General features: G+C 49.7%; 22 protein-coding genes, 3 tRNA genes and 1 other annotated feature. Of the genes, 7 read left to right on the forward strand and 18 right to left on the reverse strand.

Features of this window, described 5'->3' with window-relative positions:
• Positions 1-9 precede the first annotated feature (9 nt).
• Positions 10-744, reverse strand: coding sequence for a purine nucleoside phosphorylase YfiH (gene yfiH, locus K6K13_RS15970; RefSeq protein ID WP_222157869.1), 735 nt, complete (start codon positions 742-744; stop codon positions 10-12).
• Positions 745-754: 10 nt separating this feature from the next.
• Entirely contained in the window at positions 755-1,732 is a 978-nt protein-coding gene (gene rluD / locus K6K13_RS15975; RefSeq protein WP_222157870.1) for a 23S rRNA pseudouridine(1911/1915/1917) synthase RluD, read from the reverse strand.
• A 133-nt stretch (positions 1,733-1,865) separates the two neighbouring features.
• Here rluD and bamD point away from each other — a divergent pair, with 133 nt between their 5' ends.
• The 4 genes from bamD to pheA all read left to right on the forward strand — a co-directional run bounded on the left by bamD (position 1,866) and on the right by pheA (position 4,759).
• Entirely contained in the window at positions 1,866-2,627 is a 762-nt protein-coding gene (bamD, locus tag K6K13_RS15980; RefSeq protein ID WP_222157871.1) for an outer membrane protein assembly factor BamD, read from the forward strand.
• 301 nt (positions 2,628-2,928) lie between these two features.
• Positions 2,929-3,261 carry a ribosome-associated translation inhibitor RaiA gene (gene raiA, locus K6K13_RS15985; protein WP_222157872.1) on the forward strand — a complete coding sequence of 111 codons (333 nt, stop codon included), beginning with the start codon at positions 2,929-2,931 and terminating at the stop codon, positions 3,259-3,261.
• A 162-nt stretch (positions 3,262-3,423) separates the two neighbouring features.
• Positions 3,424-3,547: a sequence feature (Phe leader region), on the forward strand.
• The gene (pheL, locus tag K6K13_RS15990; protein ID WP_196907589.1) at positions 3,425-3,472 is read left to right on the forward strand and encodes a pheA operon leader peptide PheL; all 48 of its coding nucleotides are present in this window, start codon (positions 3,425-3,427) and stop codon (positions 3,470-3,472) included. It overlaps the preceding feature by 48 nt.
• A gap of 54 nt (positions 3,548-3,601) precedes the next feature.
• On the forward strand, positions 3,602-4,759 hold the full coding sequence (gene pheA, locus K6K13_RS15995) for a bifunctional chorismate mutase/prephenate dehydratase (protein ID WP_222157873.1): 1,158 nt from the start codon (positions 3,602-3,604) through the stop codon (positions 4,757-4,759).
• Between the two features lie 45 nt (positions 4,760-4,804).
• Here pheA and tyrA read toward each other — a convergent pair whose 3' ends face one another.
• On the reverse strand, positions 4,805-5,926 hold the full coding sequence (gene tyrA, locus K6K13_RS16000) for a bifunctional chorismate mutase/prephenate dehydrogenase (RefSeq protein ID WP_222157874.1): 1,122 nt from the start codon (positions 5,924-5,926) through the stop codon (positions 4,805-4,807).
• 6 nt (positions 5,927-5,932) lie between these two features.
• Positions 5,933-7,006, reverse strand: a complete 1,074-nt coding sequence (locus tag K6K13_RS16005; protein WP_222157875.1) for a 3-deoxy-7-phosphoheptulonate synthase — start codon at positions 7,004-7,006, stop codon at positions 5,933-5,935.
• Positions 7,007-7,225: 219 nt separating this feature from the next.
• Here K6K13_RS16005 and btsR point away from each other — a divergent pair, with 219 nt between their 5' ends.
• Positions 7,226-7,942, forward strand: coding sequence for a two-component system response regulator BtsR (gene btsR / locus K6K13_RS16010; protein WP_222157876.1), 717 nt, complete (start codon positions 7,226-7,228; stop codon positions 7,940-7,942).
• Positions 7,943-7,978: 36 nt separating this feature from the next.
• Positions 7,979-8,332 (forward strand): DUF2799 domain-containing protein, encoded by a 354-nt coding sequence (locus tag K6K13_RS16015; protein WP_222157877.1) that lies wholly within the window; start codon positions 7,979-7,981, stop codon positions 8,330-8,332.
• A 76-nt stretch (positions 8,333-8,408) separates the two neighbouring features.
• Here K6K13_RS16015 and K6K13_RS16020 read toward each other — a convergent pair whose 3' ends face one another.
• The 6 genes from K6K13_RS16020 to ffh form a co-directional block, all read right to left on the reverse strand.
• On the reverse strand, positions 8,409-9,476 hold the full coding sequence (locus K6K13_RS16020; protein ID WP_222157878.1) for a hypothetical protein: 1,068 nt from the start codon (positions 9,474-9,476) through the stop codon (positions 8,409-8,411).
• Between the two features lie 230 nt (positions 9,477-9,706).
• Positions 9,707-10,054, reverse strand: coding sequence for a 50S ribosomal protein L19 (rplS, locus tag K6K13_RS16025; protein ID WP_222157879.1), 348 nt, complete (start codon positions 10,052-10,054; stop codon positions 9,707-9,709).
• A gap of 59 nt (positions 10,055-10,113) precedes the next feature.
• Complete coding sequence (gene trmD, locus K6K13_RS16030) at positions 10,114-10,869, reverse strand: tRNA (guanosine(37)-N1)-methyltransferase TrmD (RefSeq protein ID WP_222161134.1); 756 nt, start codon at positions 10,867-10,869, stop codon at positions 10,114-10,116.
• A 38-nt stretch (positions 10,870-10,907) separates the two neighbouring features.
• Positions 10,908-11,456: a ribosome maturation factor RimM gene (gene rimM, locus K6K13_RS16035; RefSeq protein ID WP_222157880.1), complete on the reverse strand. Its 549-nt coding sequence runs from the start codon at positions 11,454-11,456 to the stop codon at positions 10,908-10,910.
• 18 nt (positions 11,457-11,474) lie between these two features.
• Positions 11,475-11,723, reverse strand: a complete 249-nt coding sequence (gene rpsP, locus K6K13_RS16040) for a 30S ribosomal protein S16 (RefSeq protein WP_196907624.1) — start codon at positions 11,721-11,723, stop codon at positions 11,475-11,477.
• 147 nt (positions 11,724-11,870) lie between these two features.
• Positions 11,871-13,232 carry a signal recognition particle protein gene (gene ffh, locus K6K13_RS16045; RefSeq protein ID WP_222157881.1) on the reverse strand — a complete coding sequence of 454 codons (1,362 nt, stop codon included), beginning with the start codon at positions 13,230-13,232 and terminating at the stop codon, positions 11,871-11,873.
• A 181-nt stretch (positions 13,233-13,413) separates the two neighbouring features.
• Between ffh and K6K13_RS16050 the strand changes: the two genes are divergently transcribed.
• Positions 13,414-14,208 carry a cytochrome C assembly family protein gene (locus K6K13_RS16050; protein ID WP_222161135.1) on the forward strand — a complete coding sequence of 265 codons (795 nt, stop codon included), beginning with the start codon at positions 13,414-13,416 and terminating at the stop codon, positions 14,206-14,208.
• Between the two features lie 79 nt (positions 14,209-14,287).
• Here K6K13_RS16050 and luxS read toward each other — a convergent pair whose 3' ends face one another.
• From luxS to csrA, 8 genes are all read right to left on the reverse strand, one after another.
• On the reverse strand, positions 14,288-14,803 hold the full coding sequence (gene luxS / locus K6K13_RS16055) for an S-ribosylhomocysteine lyase (RefSeq protein WP_222157882.1): 516 nt from the start codon (positions 14,801-14,803) through the stop codon (positions 14,288-14,290).
• A gap of 172 nt (positions 14,804-14,975) precedes the next feature.
• Entirely contained in the window at positions 14,976-16,535 is a 1,560-nt protein-coding gene (gene gshA / locus K6K13_RS16060; RefSeq protein ID WP_222157883.1) for a glutamate--cysteine ligase, read from the reverse strand.
• A 79-nt stretch (positions 16,536-16,614) separates the two neighbouring features.
• Entirely contained in the window at positions 16,615-17,043 is a 429-nt protein-coding gene (locus tag K6K13_RS16065) for a YqaA family protein (RefSeq protein WP_222157884.1), read from the reverse strand.
• Positions 17,040-17,606 carry a fructose-1-phosphate/6-phosphogluconate phosphatase gene (gene yqaB / locus K6K13_RS16070; RefSeq protein ID WP_222157885.1) on the reverse strand — a complete coding sequence of 189 codons (567 nt, stop codon included), beginning with the start codon at positions 17,604-17,606 and terminating at the stop codon, positions 17,040-17,042. The genes K6K13_RS16065 and yqaB overlap by 4 nt, the downstream gene beginning before the upstream one ends.
• Before the next feature lie 195 nt (positions 17,607-17,801).
• Positions 17,802-17,878 (reverse strand) — tRNA-Arg (locus K6K13_RS16075).
• Positions 17,879-17,993: 115 nt separating this feature from the next.
• Positions 17,994-18,070, reverse strand: a tRNA-Arg gene (locus tag K6K13_RS16080).
• 8 nt (positions 18,071-18,078) lie between these two features.
• A tRNA-Ser gene (locus tag K6K13_RS16085) sits at positions 18,079-18,171 on the reverse strand.
• A 301-nt stretch (positions 18,172-18,472) separates the two neighbouring features.
• Positions 18,473-18,658: a carbon storage regulator CsrA gene (csrA, locus tag K6K13_RS16090; protein ID WP_222157886.1), complete on the reverse strand. Its 186-nt coding sequence runs from the start codon at positions 18,656-18,658 to the stop codon at positions 18,473-18,475.
• Between the last annotated feature and the right edge of the window lie 34 nt (positions 18,659-18,692).

Here is an 18,692-nt window from a genome sequence, read left to right on the forward strand (position 1 = left end):
TTCAGTAGGTTATATCAGCCAGATTAAACTTGCCATACGACCAGTGGTTCCATCGCGGCGATACGAGAAAAATTTGTCGGCCTGAGTCACAGTACAGGCATCGCCACCAAAAATTTTCGTCACACCTTGAGCTTGCAAGCGCAAACGCGCTAGCTGGTAGATATCGGCAATAAACTTGTTACCCTTAGCGATAAATGCGTCTGCGGCAGCAGGGTGCTGTTCAATAAACGCATCACGCACCTCTGGGCCAACCTCAAACGCCTGCGGCCCGATCGCCGGCCCAAGCCATGCCATCACGGACGAGCTGGGGGCGCGAAAATGATGCAATGTTGCCTCCAGCACACCAGAACACAAGCCGCGCCAACCCGCGTGCGCGGCAGCCACTTCATCACCACTCTCCGAGCAAAATAGCACCGGCAAACAGTCTGCCGTCATTACCGCACACACCAGACCGGGTTGATTGGTGTACGCTGCATCGCCGGTCGGTACGCCTGACACTGAAGACGCTAATGAAACCACCTGCGTTCCATGCACTTGATTTAGCCACTGTGGCATAGCAGGCAGATCCGCCAGTGTGACCAGTCGCTGACGATTATCCAATACCGTCTCTGGCCGATCGCCCACGTGCGCGCCAAGATTCAACGAATCATAGGGCGTTTGGCTCACGCCTCCCCTTCGCGTGGTACTACAGGCGCGCACACGTTGCGGTGCAGGCCAGTCAGGCAGTATCAGTTCGCTCGTCATCAGCCTCTCATCACCAGTCATATTGATCTTTGAACGCTTCAGCGTCCGCTTTTAATACCTCAATCAAATCAACCATATCTTGTGGTATTGGAGCATGCCACTCCATTTCTATCCCACTGATCGGATGATAAAGGCGCAGCATGGTCGCGTGTAACGCCTGACGATCGAATGAGCGCAGTGCGGTCACCAGTTCCTCTGATGCTCCCTTAGGCAAGCGAGGACGGCCGCCATAAAGTTGATCGCCCACCAGCGGGTGGTTAATGTGCGCCATATGAACACGAATCTGGTGTGTACGACCGGTTTCAAGACGCAGACGCAGACGCGTGTGGTTACGGAAATGCTCCATAATGCGGTAATGGGTCACTGCCGGTTTTCCCATGGGATGCACTGACATATGGGTGCGTTTGGTGGGATGGCGACTCATCGGTTCATTGACCGTGCCGCCCGCCGTCATGCGACCAATTGCAACAGCTTCGTACTCACGCGTGATTTCACGCGCCTGGAGCGATTCCACCAATCGCGTTTGCGCTGGCACGGTTTTCGCTACCACCATCAATCCCGTGGTGTCTTTATCCAGGCGGTGCACAATACCGGCACGCGGTACGTCACCAATAGCGGGATAATGGTGCAGCAACGCATTCAGCACGGTACCGTCCGGATTGCCCGCACCTGGGTGAACCACCAGATCGCGAGGTTTATTGATCACCAGAATGTCTTGATCTTCATAAACGATATCCAGTGCGATATCTTGTGCTTCCCAGCGAACCTCTTCATCGATCAAGGCATCAATCGTAATGGCTTCACCGCCTAACACTTTCTCTTTTGGCTTATTTATCACATTGCCGTTAATCTGTACCCGATCGTCCAAGATCCATTCTTTTATGCGAGAACGTGAATAATCAGGGAACAATTCGGCCAAAGCCTGATCTAACCGTTGACCGAGTTGAGACTCAGCCACCGTTGCGGTGAGTTGTACTTGTTGTGCCATAGTTGCAGCTTCTTCGTTAACGTTGGGTTTTCGCGGCGATGCCGTTTAAAATAATGTACTATTGTAGCTAGTCTTACCCGGGAGCGTAACGGCCAGTCTCCCGGCATAACACTCTGAGGATAATCAAAACGTTATGATGCGTATGAAATATCTGGTGGCTGCAGCCACGTTGAGCCTGGCGCTGGCGGGTTGCTCCAACAGCTCCAAGGATACGGTTCCCGACAGTCCGCCTTCTGAAATTTATGCTACCGCTCAACAAAAATTGCAGGACGGTAACTTTAAAGCAGCAATCACGCAGTTGGAAGCATTGGATAACCGATATCCTTTCGGGCCCTATTCTCAGCAAGTGCAGCTTGACCTGATTTATGCTTACTACAAGTCCGCAGAACTGGCGATGGCGCAAGCCTCAATCGACCGTTTCCTGCGGCTTAACCCGACACACCCGAGTGTGGACTATGTGCTGTACATGCGTGGTTTAACCAACATGGCTCAGGATGATAGCGCACTTCAGGGGTTCTTCGGCGTTGACCGCTCTGACCGCGATCCGCAATATGCACGCGCGGCATTTCGTGACTTCCGCCAGTTGCTGCAAGCGTATCCCCGCAGCCAGTTTGCCACGGATGCGGGCAAACGTCTGGTATTCCTGAAAGAACGTTTAGCTAAATACGAACTCTCCGTCGCCGAATATTACACCAAACGCGGTGCCTACGTCGCCGTTGTTAATCGTGTAGAACAAATGATGCGTGATTTCCCAGACACGCAAGCGACGAAAAGAGCGCTTCCGTTGATGGAAAATGCTTACAGAGAACTCCGACTGCTGGGTCAGGCGGATAAAGTCGCGAAAATCGTCGAGGCTAATCCCGCTAAACCAGAAAGCAACACGGCCCGGCCTTAAGCACACGCGTAAACATAAAAAAACGGCAACCTTGGTTTGCCGTTTTTTTATTCCAACGTCGGAACAGTATCCGAGCATCATCCCGCCACTGACCCTGTCTGGACGCCATCGATCTCATTGATAATGCCACCAGTTGCATCAGGTCTCAAGCCTTGCGTCACGCTTCCTCTATGTGCCTCACAAATTGCAACGAGGTGATCCGACCAGCCAAATAAAAGTGATGTAGATCACGATTTTTATCCCATTTACCGCTATGCTGAAGTTATCTAAGTGAGACGGCAAAAGCAGAGAGGTATGTTATATGACGATCAACATTACCAGTAAGCAAATGGAAATCACCCCCGCAATACGTCAGCATGTCGAAGACCGTCTAACCAAGCTGGATAAATGGCAAACTCACCTGATTAACCCACATATTATTTTATCCAAAGAACCGGTGGGTTTTGTTGCCGACGCGACCATCAGTACGCCCAATGGTCCCTTGGTTGCCAGCGCCAAGCACGAGGATATGTACGCTGCCATTAATGAGCTGCTCGCGAAACTGGAGCGCCAACTGAACAAGATGCAGCATAAGGGAGAAGCACGTCGGGCAACAACGGCCGGTGCCAAAGACGCAGATATTGAGTTGTCGTAACCCAAATCTTCAAATAACAGTAGCCAACAACGCGCCGTCAGGGCGCGTTTTTGTTTCTGAGGATAAGACGCCTTCGCTTTTTAGTTGACAGAACGAAAAGCCAACAGTTACTTTACAGGGGTAATTTTTCCCCACGAAAGCGCTGGCGCTTAACAGGTAACCAATGAGCCATACACCGTTTTTCTTCGTATTCTTTTTTACCTTCCCCTGATTGGGAGGCGATTCGTCATATTGAAAGAATACGAAGACGAACCAGAAAGCCTCCTGAACAGGGGGCTTTTTTTATGCACTTATTTATACGCACTGTATGGATAAAAATGAGCTTACAGGTAACACAACCATGACAGACAACCCTTTACTGGCCTTACGTGAGCGCATCACTGAGTTGGATTTAAAACTGCTTGAACTGCTGGCCGAACGGCGAGAGTTGGCATTGGAAGTGGCACGCGCAAAATTACATACGCATCGCCCGATTCGCGACAAAGAACGAGAAAGAGATTTGCTGGATAAGCTTATCGAGGCAGCAAATCCCCATCATCTTGATGGGCACTATATCACGCGCCTGTTCCAACTGATTATTGAGGACTCAGTGCTAACGCAGCAGGCGCTGTTGCAGCACCATCTTAACCCCACCGGAGCCCACTCGGCGCGTGTCGCCTTTCTTGGCCCTAAAGGTTCCTACTCCCATCTGGCGGCCCGACAATATGCTGCACGCCATTTTGAACAGTTGGTTGAGTGCGGCTGCCAGAAGTTTCAGGATATCTTCGCGATGGTGGAAACCGGTCAGGCGGACTACGGCGTTCTGCCCATTGAGAATACCACGTCGGGTGCAATCAATGATGTGTACGACCTTCTGCAACATACCGGGCTGTCGATTGTGGGCGAACTCACCCACCCTATCGATCACTGTATGCTGGTCGCTACCGACACTGACTTAAGCCAAATCACGACCGTCTACAGCCATCCACAACCCTTCCAACAGTGCAGCCATTTTATCCAGCGCTATCCACAGTGGAAAATCGAGTATTGTGAAAGCACCGCGGCTGCGATGGAAAAAGTTGCCTCATTGAATTCTCCCCACGCCGCTGCGCTCGGCAGCGAGGCCGGTGGATTACTTTATCAACTGCGCGTGCTGGAACATAACCTGGCAAACCAGACCCAAAACACCACCCGCTTTATCGTGTTGGCACGTAAGCCGATTGATGTCTCTGAGCAAGTCCCTGCCAAAACCACCTTGATTATGGCGACGGGTCAGCAATCGGGGGTATTAGTGGAAGCACTGCTGGTGCTACGCGAACACAGCATTATTATGACAAAACTGGAATCTCGACCTATTTACGGTAATCCCTGGGAAGAGATGTTTTATATTGATGTGCAGGCTAACTTGCGCGGGGATGACTTACAAAAAGCACTGAAAGAGCTATCGGGCATTACGCGCTCGCTGAAAGTGCTCGGCTGTTACCCCAGTGAGAACGTCGTTCCCGTTGAGATGCACTGAGTATAGCGCTCCCAGCCGCTTGGCTGGGAGCACCATCGCGGCTATCTAAATGCGGCTATCATTAGCCTGTTTCAGCAAGGCACGACTTTCCACCTGAAAGCGCTGGGCATAATCGCCAAACCAGTGCTCCACTTTCTTGAAGCTGGCGATAAAGGCCGCTTTGTCTTTGCTTTCCAACAGTGCAATCGCTTCGCCGAAACGGGCGTAATAGCGTTTGATCAAGGCCAGATTATTTTCGGATGACATGATGATATCGGCATAAAGCTGCGGGTCTTGTGCGAACAACCGCCCGACCATCACCAACTCAAACCGGTAAATCGGTGAAGACAACGCAAGTAACTGCTCAAGCTGCACATTCTCTTCCGCCAAATGCAACCCGTAGGCAAACGTGGCAAAGTGGCGCAACACCTGAATAAACATCATATTTTGATCGTGTTCAACCGCACTGATGCGATGCAGCCGGGCGCCCCATACCTGAATTTGCTCCAACAACCATTGGTAAGCTTCAGGCTGGCGACCGTCACAATACACCACGACCTGCTTGGCAAGGCTACCGCTGTCTGGTCCGAACATCGGGTGCAAGCCCACGACCGGGCCAGAATGTGCCGCCAGCATCGCCTGCAACGGCCCATTTTTCACCGACGCCAGATCCACCAGAATACAATCCTCCGGCAGGCGCGGTAACTGTGCAATCACCTGTTCTGTCACATGAATGGGCACGCTAACGATCACCATGCCAGCATCCGCCAACAGGCTCTCAGCCTGCGGCCAGTCCTCTTTTTCCAACAGCCTTACTTCATAGCCGGACAGACGCAACATTTTTTCGAACATACGTCCCATCTGCCCACGCCCTCCCACAATGACAACAGGTCGCAGTTGCGGACACAGGGTCTTAAAGCCTTTTTCATTTTCACTGGCGTAGGATTCTCGCATCACCCGGCGCAGAACATCCTCAATAAGATCCGCTGGCACGTTGAGGGCCTCAGCCTCTTCACGGCGAGAACGCAGCATCGCAGCCTCGCGATCGGGAGCATAGATAGGGAGACCATAGCGGCTTTTTACTTCTCCGACTTCTGCCACTAGTGCCAGCCTACGCGCCAACAACCCCAGCAGCGCCTTATCCACCTCATCAATCTGATCCCGCAACGCGGTCAGTTCTGCAACCATGTTCTGTTATTCTCCCAACGATGAACGGCGTACCGCCCCTAGCTCCTGATGCACCGATCTCAGCAACGCATCGGTGCTTTCCCAATTGATACAAGCATCCGTCACCGATACGCCATATTGCATTGCCGAACGCGGTTGCTCCGATGACTGATTACCTTCATGGATATGACTTTCCAGCATCATGCCAATAATGGAACGGTTACCCGCTTTAATTTGCTCAACAATGGATGACACTACCTGCGGTTGGCGACGGTAATCTTTATTCGAGTTGCCATGGCTGCAATCTATCATGAGTGAAGGCGTTAAGCCCGCAGCCTGCATCTGTTTTTCACATTCCGCTACGTCTTGTGCACTGTAGTTAGGCTGTTTGCCACCACGCAAAATAACATGGCCGTCACTGTTACCCTGGGTTTGCAGCAGGCACACCTGGCCGGTTTGGTTAATCCCCACAAAACGGTGCAGCATTGCTGCTGCTTTCATCGCATTAATGGCCGTACCCAGGCTACCATCAGTGCCGTTCTTGAAACCCACCGGCATCGAGAGACCAGAAGCCATTTCGCGGTGCGTCTGCGATTCAGTGGTACGCGCACCAATCGCTGACCAGCTAAACAGATCGCCCAGATATTGTGGGCTGTTGGGATCCAATGCTTCTGTCGCCAAAGGCAGCCCCATATTTACCAGGTTCAGCAGCAGCTCGCGTGCAATGTGTAAACCCGCCTCTACATCGAAGGAGCCATCCATATAAGGGTCATTGATGAGACCTTTCCAACCAACGGTAGTACGCGGTTTTTCAAAATAAACGCGCATTACGATGTACAACCGATCGCTCAATTCTGCTGATAGCGTATGCAAACGGCGGGCATACTCCAACGCAGCATCCGTGTCGTGAATGGAACAGGGTCCACACACCACCAATAAACGGTTATCACGACCGTGGATAATATCGGAAATGGTTCGGCGCGCCGTGGCAATGGCCTGCTCTTCTTGCACATTGAGGGGAAATTTTGCTTTAAGCTCATCGGGCGTAATCAGTACTTGTTCATCGGCAATATTGATGTTGTTGAGCGAATCTTTTTGCATGTTCATTTTCCTGGACAGTTCTTGAGTAGCGTAGCGCGCTTTCCTCCGCCACATTGAGTTCAAGATACCACACCATGTAAAGTTTTCAACCCATAGAGTGTAAATTTAAAATTACTAATACATTACACACCTGAATAACACGTTTGCTTTGCTTGCCACCGGCTTTCCTCGCTTATCTCAATGCAAATAGTGATAGAATCAATGCAACAGGAGGAAAGCATGCTGAGAGCCATCCTAATTGATGACGAGCAACTGGCTCGTGAAGAGTTGTTGCTACTACTGGATAAAGAAGATGATGTTGAGGTGATAGCGCAGTGCAGCAACGCACTGGAAGCGATACCGATGATTAACCGGCTTCAACCGGATGTGATCTTTCTTGATATCCAGATGCCGAAAATCAGTGGGTTGGAACTGGTTGCCATGCTCGATCCTGACAGCATGCCTTACGTTGTTTTTGTCACCGCCTATGACGAATACGCGGTGCGCGCTTTTGAGGAACATGCCTTTGATTATTTGCTTAAGCCGCTGGACAACCAGCGCCTGGCAAAAACCCTCAATCATCTTCGTCGCGGCACCTCCGTAAATAAAAATGTACAACTTATTGCGGATCCCCAACTGAGGCATATCCCGTGCCACGGCCACAACCGTATTTTTCTTCTTAAAATTGAGGAAGTGGAATACCTCTGTTCAGAACTGAGTGGCGTCCATGTAGTAGGGCTTAATCAGTCAGGTTATACCCAGCTATCGCTAAAAACGCTGGAAGAGAAAACGCCTTTTGTACGCTGTCATCGCCAATATATGGTGAACACAGAGCTGCTTCAGGAGATACAGTTGATGGATAACGGTGGTGCAGAAGTCATTACCCACACCGGTAAACATATTCCTGTGAGCCGACGCTATTTAAAAAGTTTGAAAGAGAAGCTGGGTATTGCTTGATACCGACAGAAACCGCCCTCTGATAAGGATAATGGGATGAGACTCGGATACGTGTTATGCCTGACATTGTTGCTTGCCAGTTGTCAAACCTCTCAAACACCGTCACCGGAAAAGTCCCATTCCGTCTGGTATAACATGGGACTCAACGATGCCATGGCCGGAAACGTGGTGAAAGACAACGATGCACTGGTGGAATGGTCTGGTGATACAGCCATTGATCGCTCACATTACTTACAGGGTTATCAGGATGGACAAGCCACATTGTGCCATGCAACCCGACTGGAGGAGTGGGGAAAAGCGGGAAAAGATTTTCCCGCCAGCTGTGACAGTGTAGAAAATGCTGATCAACTCAAATCCAGTTGGCAAAAAAACATTGCCAGTAATAACTGATGGTACTAAATAATATTACTGAGAATGACGTTTTCTAGCGCTCATTGATTTACAGGTTACAAGGATAGATACGACATTAACGAGTCTTATAACTTAACGGTTTTTTATTCTCCAAAAATGGGTTGTTATCGTCAACATGTTTCAAATACCCTCCTGAATTATTTATTTTGAAATTCAAGTCAGGATTCTTTTCTTTAGCAAAAATTTTAATATTATGGTCCGTAAGTCCGTATTTATTTGCTATATCGACCAATTCATTATAAACCATTAGTAAACCTTCAGACTTTTTTTTCCGCCCGATACTTAATTTAAAATAACAGACGCCATCCTCATGACCTATATTTTTTAGTTCTCCATGAGAAAGACTAAAGATGTATTTCTTTCCACTCAAGGATGTTACACCTAACACTTTATGCTCATCAAACTTCATCCCCAAAAACGTCTTTCCTTTACTTAAATAGGCCAATGAGGACGTTCCATCAGTGTGCAGTTCATTTAATTTAGCACATACTGTTTTTTTCTCATACTTCATCGGATGAGTAATATCATGGCACAAGTTCGTATCCGGAGCCACTGTACTTTCTTCTTGTTTTTTCACCAAGCGTTCATGTATAAATTCAGCGCGAGTGATAAGACTAGTAAATCGACTCTCTAGTCTCTCTTTGTTATGTATTACATCGGCTACCAACATTTCTGCTATCTGTGACAATGATTTGTTAATTTTTAATTCTTGATCTTTATATTTCAGTGCCCTGAACATTTTAGGGTGTATTTCAGTGACTATCGTTTCGAAATTTTCCCCCTCGCTTGCTGTTTGATTAAACTCAATGTGTTTTCCTTTTCCTAAAGGGATCTTTATATATTGCGGCTCAGTATCAAAGGCATTTATCAATGTTTCCGTAATTTCTATATAGTCAGCTAATGCGGTTTCACTCAAACGTCCTTCTATGAATTGAATGATATAATAACTCAAACCTAGCGTTATCACGTTCAATATTTTTTTCGCATCATCACTGAGATGTACTTTGTTTTTTGACGAATCTACAACATCTCTAAAGACACTAACCCGATCACCAATGACATCTTGTTTATATGTGTTCAAGCTATTGCAGTAAGATGATAAAGTTGAAGTCTGATTAATCATTTTACCCCCTTCTAAAAACATGAATAGAATAGGAAATATAATATTTATAAAAATAATTAACAGAAGGTATTGACCCTAATGTTCTAGGTATCCAGAAGTAAAATGAGGTGTGCACAATTTGTCACTGAAGGACACGGATAAATAACGTATTTCAACAAATAAAAAAAGGGTTTAGCCATTGGCTAAACCCTTTATAACTAAAAGCTTTTGGATGTCGCGTTAGCGAACTCTTAGTTAAGACGCTCTTTGATACGAGCTGACTTACCAGTGCGCTCACGCAGGTAATACAGTTTGGCCTGGCGTACTGCACCACGGCGTTTCACAGTGATGCTGTCAACAACCGGAGAGTGAGTCTGGAATACACGCTCTACGCCTTCGCCGTTGGAAATTTTGCGAACAGTGAATGCAGAGTGCAGACCGCGGTTACGAATAGCGATAACCACGCCCTCGAATGCCTGCAGACGTTTTTTGCTACCTTCAACGACCCATACCTTCACTTCAACGGAATCACCCGGACGAAATGCAGGTACGTCCTGTTTCATCTGCTCTTGTTCAAGCTGCTTAATAATGTTGCTCATAATATGTCTCTTACCCTAGGTAAACTGATACATGGGTACGCGCACCGAAGTGCAACGCCCTAATCCTCTCGTTGCTCGGGCTGATGTTCACGCTGGAACTCAGTCAGCAACGCCGTTTGCTCGTCAGTCAGAGCTAGGCTTTTCAGAAGTTCAGGTCTTCTAAGCCAGGTTCGGCCAAGCGACTGCTTTAATCGCCAGCGACGTATTTCAGCATGGTTTCCCGACAGTAACACCGGGGGTACCTCCACACCTTCCAGCACTTCAGGACGAGTGAAGTGCGGACAATCCAACAGCCCATCCGCAAAGGAGTCCTCTTCCGCAGAAGATTCATGCCCCAGCACGCCGGGAATAAAACGAGATACCGAGTCGATAAGCACCATTGCTGGCAACTCACCGCCACTGAGAACGTAATCTCCGATTGACCATTCTTCATCAATTTCGGTTCTGATTACGCGCTCGTCAATCCCTTCATACCGGCCACACACCAGAATCAACTTCTGATGCGTTGCGAGCTGCCGTACGCCCTCTTGATCCAGCTTACGGCCCTGCGGTGATAAATAAATCACCCTGGCACCGTCGCCTGCCGCGGCCTTTGCTTCATGAATGGCATCCCGCAAGGGTTGCACCATCATCAGCATACCGGGTCCACCACCATAAGGGCGATCGTCCACGGTACGATGCCGATCGTAAGTGAAATCACGAGGATTCCAACACGTTACGTTCAGCAGGCCATTTTTTACTGCCCGACCAGTGACTCCATAATCAACCACTGCGCGAAACATCTCGGGAAACAGGCTAATCACCCCAATCCACATTTTCTCGTTCCACTCAGTTCGTTCGTTTGATTCAGAGCTCAAAAACTCGGGTCCCAATCTACTTCAATCGTTTTCGTAGAAAGGTCTACGTGCTTGATAACCTGTCCGGTCAGAAACGGAATCAACCGTTCCTTCGCGCCGAAGGCATCTTTCAGGTTAGCTTTGACCACCAACACATCGTTAGAACCGGTTTCCATCATATCAATGACTTTTCCCAGCTGATATCCCGCGGATGTGATGACTTCGCAGCCAAAAAGATCCTTCCAGTAATAATCACCTTCCTCCAAATCAGGAAGCTGGGCAGAATCTACAACGATCTCAGCGTTCGTTAATAAATTTGCCGCATCGCGATCATCAACACCTTTTACTTTGATGATCAGGTCCTGATTGTGGTGTTTCCAGCTTTCGATCTCGACAATTTGCCAGGATCCCTGAGACTGGATATACCAAGGCTGATAATCAAAAATGCTTTCGGTTTCTTCGGTGGAGGAAAACACTCTGAGCCAACCCCGAATACCATACGTTGACCCCATTTTCCCCATCACGATGGGATTAACAGGGGATGACGGGTTAAGTTGCTTGCTCATTGTCACCACCGCAGCAGATTACGCAGCTTTTTTAGCATCTTTGATCAGCGCAGAAACGCGATCAGAGATAGTTGCACCTTGGCCAACCCAATGTGCAATACGGTCCAGATCCAGACGCAGAGCTTCGGCTTTACCGGCTGCGATCGGGTTGAAGAAACCGACGCGCTCGATGAAACGACCGTCGCGTGCATTGCGGCTGTCAGTCACGACGACTTGATAGAACGGGCGTTTTTTCGCGCCGCCACGTGCCAAACGAATTGTTACCATAACATCCTCTTTAGTTAATAAAACAGCCGGGCCCCATCGAGGAACGGGGCCCAGGTGTCATATAAAAAGCCCGAAAATTTTACTCATTTTGGCGCAAAAAGCAATCTAAAGCGTCAACTTGCGCCGCCAAGAGCAAAAAAATCGCTGTTAACGCCCCGGAAAACCCGGTGGCATCATGCCTTTCATGCTTCGCATCATTTTTGCCATACCGCCATTTTTCATCTTTTTCATCATGCGTTGCATGTCGTCAAACTGTTTTAACAAGCGATTGACGTCTTGCACCTGCATGCCTGACCCGGTGGCGATACGACGTTTACGTGACCCTTTGATGATTTCCGGTTTGGCGCGCTCCTGTTGCGTCATCGAGTTAATGATGGCTTCCATACGCACCAGCACTTTGTCATCCATTTGGGATTTTACGTTGTCCGGCAATTGTCCCACGCCCGGCAACTTGCTCATCATGCTGGCCATGCCACCCATGTTGCGCATCTGCTTCAGTTGATCGAGGAAGTCGGTTAAATCAAAACCGTCACCCTTTTTCAGCTTTTTCGCCAGTTTTTCCGCCTGAGAACGATCAACTTTGCTTTCAATATCTTCGATCAGGGAAAGCACATCGCCCATACCGAGAATACGCGACGCAATGCGTTCCGGATGGAATGGCTCCAGCGCTTCAGTCTTTTCGCCGACGCCGAGGAATTTAATCGGTTTGCCCGTAATATGACGAATTGACAGCGCCGCACCACCGCGCGCATCACCATCAATTTTAGTCAAAATCACACCGGTGAGCGGCAGTGCCTCATTAAAGGCTTTTGCGGTATTAGCTGCATCCTGACCGGTCATGGCATCAACCACAAACAGCGTTTCAACAGGCTTGATCGCCGCATGCACCTGCTTGATTTCGTCCATCATCGCTTCGTCTACGTGCAGACGACCGGCCGTATCCACCAGCAGCACATCGTAAAACTTCAGCTTGGCGTGTTGCAGCGCGCGGTTGACGATATCAAGCGGTTTTTCGTGCGCGTCGGAGGGGAAGAAATCCACCTCAACCGTTTGTGCCAGCGTTTCCAACTGTTTGATCGCCGCAGGGCGGTATACGTCTGCGGAAACCACCAGCACTTTCTTCTTGTGCTTTTCACGCAGGAACTTGCCCAGCTTACCCACGCTGGTGGTTTTACCCGCACCTTGTAAACCCGCCATCAGCACCACGGCGGGCGGTTGTGCCGCCAGATTCAGGGCTTCGTTGGTTTCGCCCATCGCGGCAACAAGTTCGTTTTTGACGATCTTGATGAATTCCTGACCCGGCGACAGGCTTTTATTGACCTCATGCCCGACAGCACTCTCCTTGACCCGGTTGATAAAATCACGCACCACGGGGAGCGCCACATCGGCTTCAAGTAAGGCCATACGCACTTCGCGCAGGGTGTCTTTGATGTTGTCTTCAGTCAACCGTCCGCGGCCACTGATGTTGCGCAATGTGCGCGAGAGTCTGTCAGTTAAGTTATCAAACATTATCTTGTGCTCAACGAAAGGCGGGCCGCATACGCGACACTTTGGACAAATATGGCTGATTATACCATGAAAGACGAAACGATTGCTGTGAAGCACGACGATAACCGGTTGGTGCGTGACGAGACAACCGCTATACTGGCATTCCCTATCACTTCAACAGCCGCTCAATGTGTTGATCACTATGCCACTCTTTGCCATTACAGCGTTAGTCGCCTATTCAATCAGTCTGGGACTGATTATTCCTGGCCTATTGCGCAAACAGAGTGCCTACCGTCGGTTGGCGATGATCTCTGCGACAGTGGCCCTGATCTGCCACGCCATTACGCTCTATCACCGCATTTTTGATGTGCAAACCGGGCAAAATCTTAGCCTGTTAAATATCGGCTCTACCATCAGCCTGATGATATGTACCGTGATGACGGTTGTTGCGTCGCGCAATCGTGGCTGGTTTTTGTTGCCTATCGTTTACGCGTTTGCGCTTATTAATCTGGCTTTTGCCAGCTTTATGCCCGGTGAATTTATCACGCATCTGGAAAAAACACCGGGGTTGCTGTTCCATATCGGGCTGGCATTGTTCTCTTATGCCACCCTGATTATTGCCGCACTGTATGCGCTGCAATTAGCACTGATCGATTACCTGCTCAAAAATAAAAAGCTGAGCATCGTTTCTGAAATGCCGCCACTGTTGAGCATTGAGCGCAAGATGTTTCATGTCACGCAAATTGGCGTGATCCTACTGACGATGACGTTATGTAGCGGCTTGTTTTACATGGATAACATTATCGATAACAAAGAGAATCTGCACAAGGCGCTGTTCTCCCTGTTTGCCTGGTTCAACTATATTCTGCTGCTGTGGGGACATTACCATGAAGGGTGGCGCGGGCGCCGCGTGGTATGGTTCAGCATGGTGGGCACGCTGTTACTGACGCTGGCCTACTTCGGCAGCCGGGTTATCCAGCACTTTGTTGCACAGTAATCGTTGCTCAGTAACACGCGTCATCCGTAACGGCATGCAAAAAAAAGGCACCTGATGAAAGGTGCCTTTTTTATTTTTTCTAGATATGCAGCTCGGCCAGTTTATCTTTTGGCAACGCCAGATCGTCGTTCTGATTGACGCCAATCGGATGCGCCAGAATATGGCGTGCAATGTCCTGAGCTTCTTCCAGAGAGTGCATCTCATAGGTGCCGCACTGAAACTCGTTCAGTTCAGGGATGTTGCGCTGATCGGTCACTTTGAGCACATCCTCCATCGCCGCGCTCCAGGCATTAGCCACGCGTTGCTCTGCCGGTGTGCCAATCAGGCTCATGTAGAATCCTGTACGGCAGCCCATCGGAGAAATATCGATGATTTCGACGCCATCACCGTTGAGATGATTACGCATGAAACCGGCAAACAGGTGCTCCAACGTATGAATACCACGCTCCGGCATCACCTCTTTGTTCGGGCGACAGAAACGCAGATCGAACACGGTAATGGTGTCGCCATGAGGGGTTGTCATGGTTTTAGCCACTCGAACCGCCGGTGCTGCCATGCGGGTATGGTCTACGGTGAAGCTATCTAATAACGGCATGTTGCCACCTCCTCATAAAAAAAATGACTTTTTTCATCTTTCCAAGAAACTTTTTGGTTCCCAACGAGTCTGGCTCTATGAAAGACGCGCATTTATTATCATCATCCCTATTTCTCAGAGATGTTTTTCGGCCACGGCTTATACCGTGGCCTTTTCTTTATCTACTGTCCGCTTAAGCCTGAGTCGCTGCCAAATAGTCCTCGAACGACAGCGTATCCTGCGCCTCCAGCGCGCGCTGTTTTTGCCAGGCACGTTCGCTCTCGGCAATAAACTGCGCCTCCGTCAACACGGCCAAAGGCTCCTGACTAAGCTGCTCACGATAGCGGTCTGCCAGCGTCAAGCCAAGATTACCGCAGCCCTGCGCTTTCAATAACGGTAACAGACGCCCAGAGAACGTATTTTCCGGTTTATCGAACCCTACGCTCAGCGCGTCGCAAACCTGCTGATAATAGGGCTGTTCGTGTTCTCTATCCAGCACTTCTGCCACACGGCGCAGATCGCGGAACAACGCATGCCCAACCTCAGCCAAGGGATGCTGTCGCGTTTCACATCCCATACCGACGGTCAAACCCGGTTTACGCCCTTCCAGAATAATGCGGTTCCAGTTTTTACGGGTACATTGCAGTTCAGCGCTATCCATTTCCGGCGCATCAGCCAATGCGCACCAGATCAGGAACAGATCGAGGAAACGCACCTGCTCGGCGCTAACGCCTGACGGCGTAAAGGGATTGATATCCAATGAGCGCACTTCAATATACTCAATGCCGCCACGCATCAACGCATCAGAGGGTGTTTCGCCACTGCGCGTTACACGTTTAGGACGGATCGGCGCATACAGCTCATTTTCAATCTGCAACACGTTAGTATTGAGCTGCAAGTAGCGGTCGCCTTGTTTAACACCCATCGCGGCATATTCCGCTGACGGCGTTTTGATCGCGCGCTTCAGTGCTGCTACATATTCATCCAATGTGTTAAACGTGATGCCCAGGTTGCTCTGCGATTTATTGGTGTAGCCCAGATCGCTCAAACGCAACGAGGTGGCGTAGGGAAGATAATAGAGCCCGTTTTCGCCACGTTCGAACGGCAGTGCCGTTTCTCTCCCCTGTAAAAAAGAAGAGCAGATGGCAGGCGATGCGCCAAACAGGTAAGGAATCACCGATCCGAAACGGTAGTAGTTACGGATCAAACGAAAATAGCCGGCAGATATCTCCTGTTTGCCACTTTCAGCGTCAGCCACGCCCGCACGCGCTTGCCAGAATGCCAGCGGCAGCGAAAAGTTGTAGTGCACACCGGAAATAGTCTGCATCAACGCCCCATAGCGGTTTTTCAACCCCTCGCGGTAGAGCGTTTTAAACCGGCCAACGTTCGATGTGCCGTACTGAGCCAGCTCGATATTGGTCTCATCGGGAATGAAACACGGCATGCTGAACGGCCACAACCGCTCAGACCCCATGTTACGCGCGACATAGCGGTGAATGTCCTGTAAGAATGCCAACAGGTGATCGACATCCTGATCAACAGGCGTAATAAATTCTAATAAGGCTTCTGCGAAATCCGTTGTGATCCAGGGATGGGTTAATGCCGCCCCTAAATTTTCTGGGTGTCCTGTCTGTGCCAAATGTCCATTGGGCTGTACGCGTAACGTTTCGCGTTCAATACCGCGTTGAATCCCCTTCACCGCATCAGGGTGATGTTCAAGCCAGGTCAACGCTTGTGATATATCCGGGATCAAATCGACCTCCCGCTGTTAGATGTAATGATTGTTCGCATAATGAAATCGTATCATCTCTACTAAAATACAGTGCTACACGTTATGACCACAAAGTCATTCCTTGTAATGCCACGATGGCCACCACGATATAACGCAGCGCTTTCCCGATACAGATAAAAAGCGTGGAATACAACCAGGGCATGCGCAGCCATCCCGCAGCCACGCACAGCACATCACCAATAACCGGCACCCAACTCAACAACAACGCTGCCGGACCATAACGCTGCAACCAGCGTAGTGCCGTCGACGTGCCGGTACGCGGTTTTGGCTGTGGCAAAATACGCCCCAATACCAGATTGGTCATGCCGCCCAGCGTGTTGCCTATCGTCGCCACCACAATCAGCGGCACCGCGCCGGTAACCTTCGCCACCAATAAAGAGACCAGCAGCACTTCAGAGCTGCCGGGCAATAATGTCGCACTGAGAAAACTACTCCAGAAGAGAGAAACCAGCCCCCAAAAGGCACTCACCGCGTGCGCACATCGACAACAGCCATGTTTGCACGCTGCGCAGCCTCAATGCCAAAATCCGCATCTTCAAAAACGACACAGGTTTCAGGCGCTACCTGCATGAGCTGGGCGCAGCGCAGGAAGGTGTCAGGAAACGGTTTATGATGCAGCACATCCTCGGCACCGACAATACCAACAAAGTAGTCGCGCAAGCCAAGATGACGTAGCAGCCTGTCAGCCAGATGGCGTGGGCTACCGGTGCCAACCGTCATCGGTCGACGCCCCTGATACGCTTTCACTACCTCAATCAAGGGCAGCGGCTTAACGGTATCAAACAGCATCTCTTCCACCAGCGCCAGCTTTTCAGTCGCCAGTGCCTTTGGATCCATATCCACGTTATGCCGGGCCAGGATCACTGCTGCGATTTTCTCAATGGGAGCACCATTGTACGCCACCATCTCCTGAGCATTATAGGTCATGCCGTATTTGCCCAGAATCTGGTGCCAGGCAGCGCGGTGTGTGGGCTCGGTATCGAGGATGGTGCCATCCATATCAAAAATCAGACCTTGATAACGATCGTACATCGTGACTCCGTGAATAGCGCAAAAGAGCCGTTACTTTAGCGCAAAGTCAAAATGATGTCGCTGGTTCAATAAAACTACAAAAAGCAGGGTTATTTGGGTATCAACCGTTGGCTGAAATATGTGAAGCGAGTGTAGGTAACGCGAGGGTGAAATCAGAGAACAAGCGGAAGATAATCAACGTCACAACAAGAGGAATGGTGCATCCAGGAGGATTCGAACCTCCGACCGCTCGGTTCGTAGCCGAGTACTCTATCCAGCTGAGCTATGGATGCATAAAAATTCTTTGTATCAAGCGACGTCTGCTTATGACGTGCAAAAACCTCAACATTCACTGCTTACATAACCCTTGACCGATAGAACGATTTTCTTCATTTATCATCAGCATTATGGTGCATCCAGGAGGATTCGAACCTCCGACCGCTCGGTTCGTAGCCGAGTACTCTATCCAGCTGAGCTATGGATGCGCAGTAAATGGCGGTGAGGGAGGGATTCGAACCCTCGATGCAGCTTTTGACCGCATACTCCCTTAGCAGGGGAGCGCCTTCAGCCTCTCGGCCACCTCACCAATACGCTTACCTTTAAACTGCGATGATGATGTTTCCTTCATCGTGCTCACCGGTACTGCGTGGCGCACATATTACTTTCCCGGACTTATAAGTCAAACAATTTTTCCTAACTCGTGGTTGTTTGAACAAATCACACCCAACACACGCAGATTCACAGCGAAAAGTCTATTTTATCAACAGCGTCAACAGCTATTGATGCCTCTGAAAAAACGCACTCATCGGCAACTAAAACGGCATGGGAGGATGTACAGGGAAGCTAAAACGAACGCGTCCCGCCGAAATGGCGAGACGCTTGGTAAATCAGTAGGACGTCGGTTGCGACTTTTCCGCTTGGATCCGCTGGTAAATCTCTTCGCGGTGAACAGAAACTTCTTTCGGCGCATTAACACCAATACGAACCTGGTTGCACTTTACCCCTAGCACGGTAACCGTCACCTCATCGCCAATCATGAGGGTTTCGCCAACTCGACGAGTCAAAATAAGCATTCTTTGCTCCTTGAAAGATTATAAAGAGTCGGGT

Origin of the sequence: Symbiopectobacterium purcellii (assembly GCF_019797845.1) — a bacterium.
In the GTDB taxonomy this organism is placed as follows: Bacteria; Pseudomonadota; Gammaproteobacteria; order Enterobacterales; family Enterobacteriaceae; genus Symbiopectobacterium; species Symbiopectobacterium purcellii.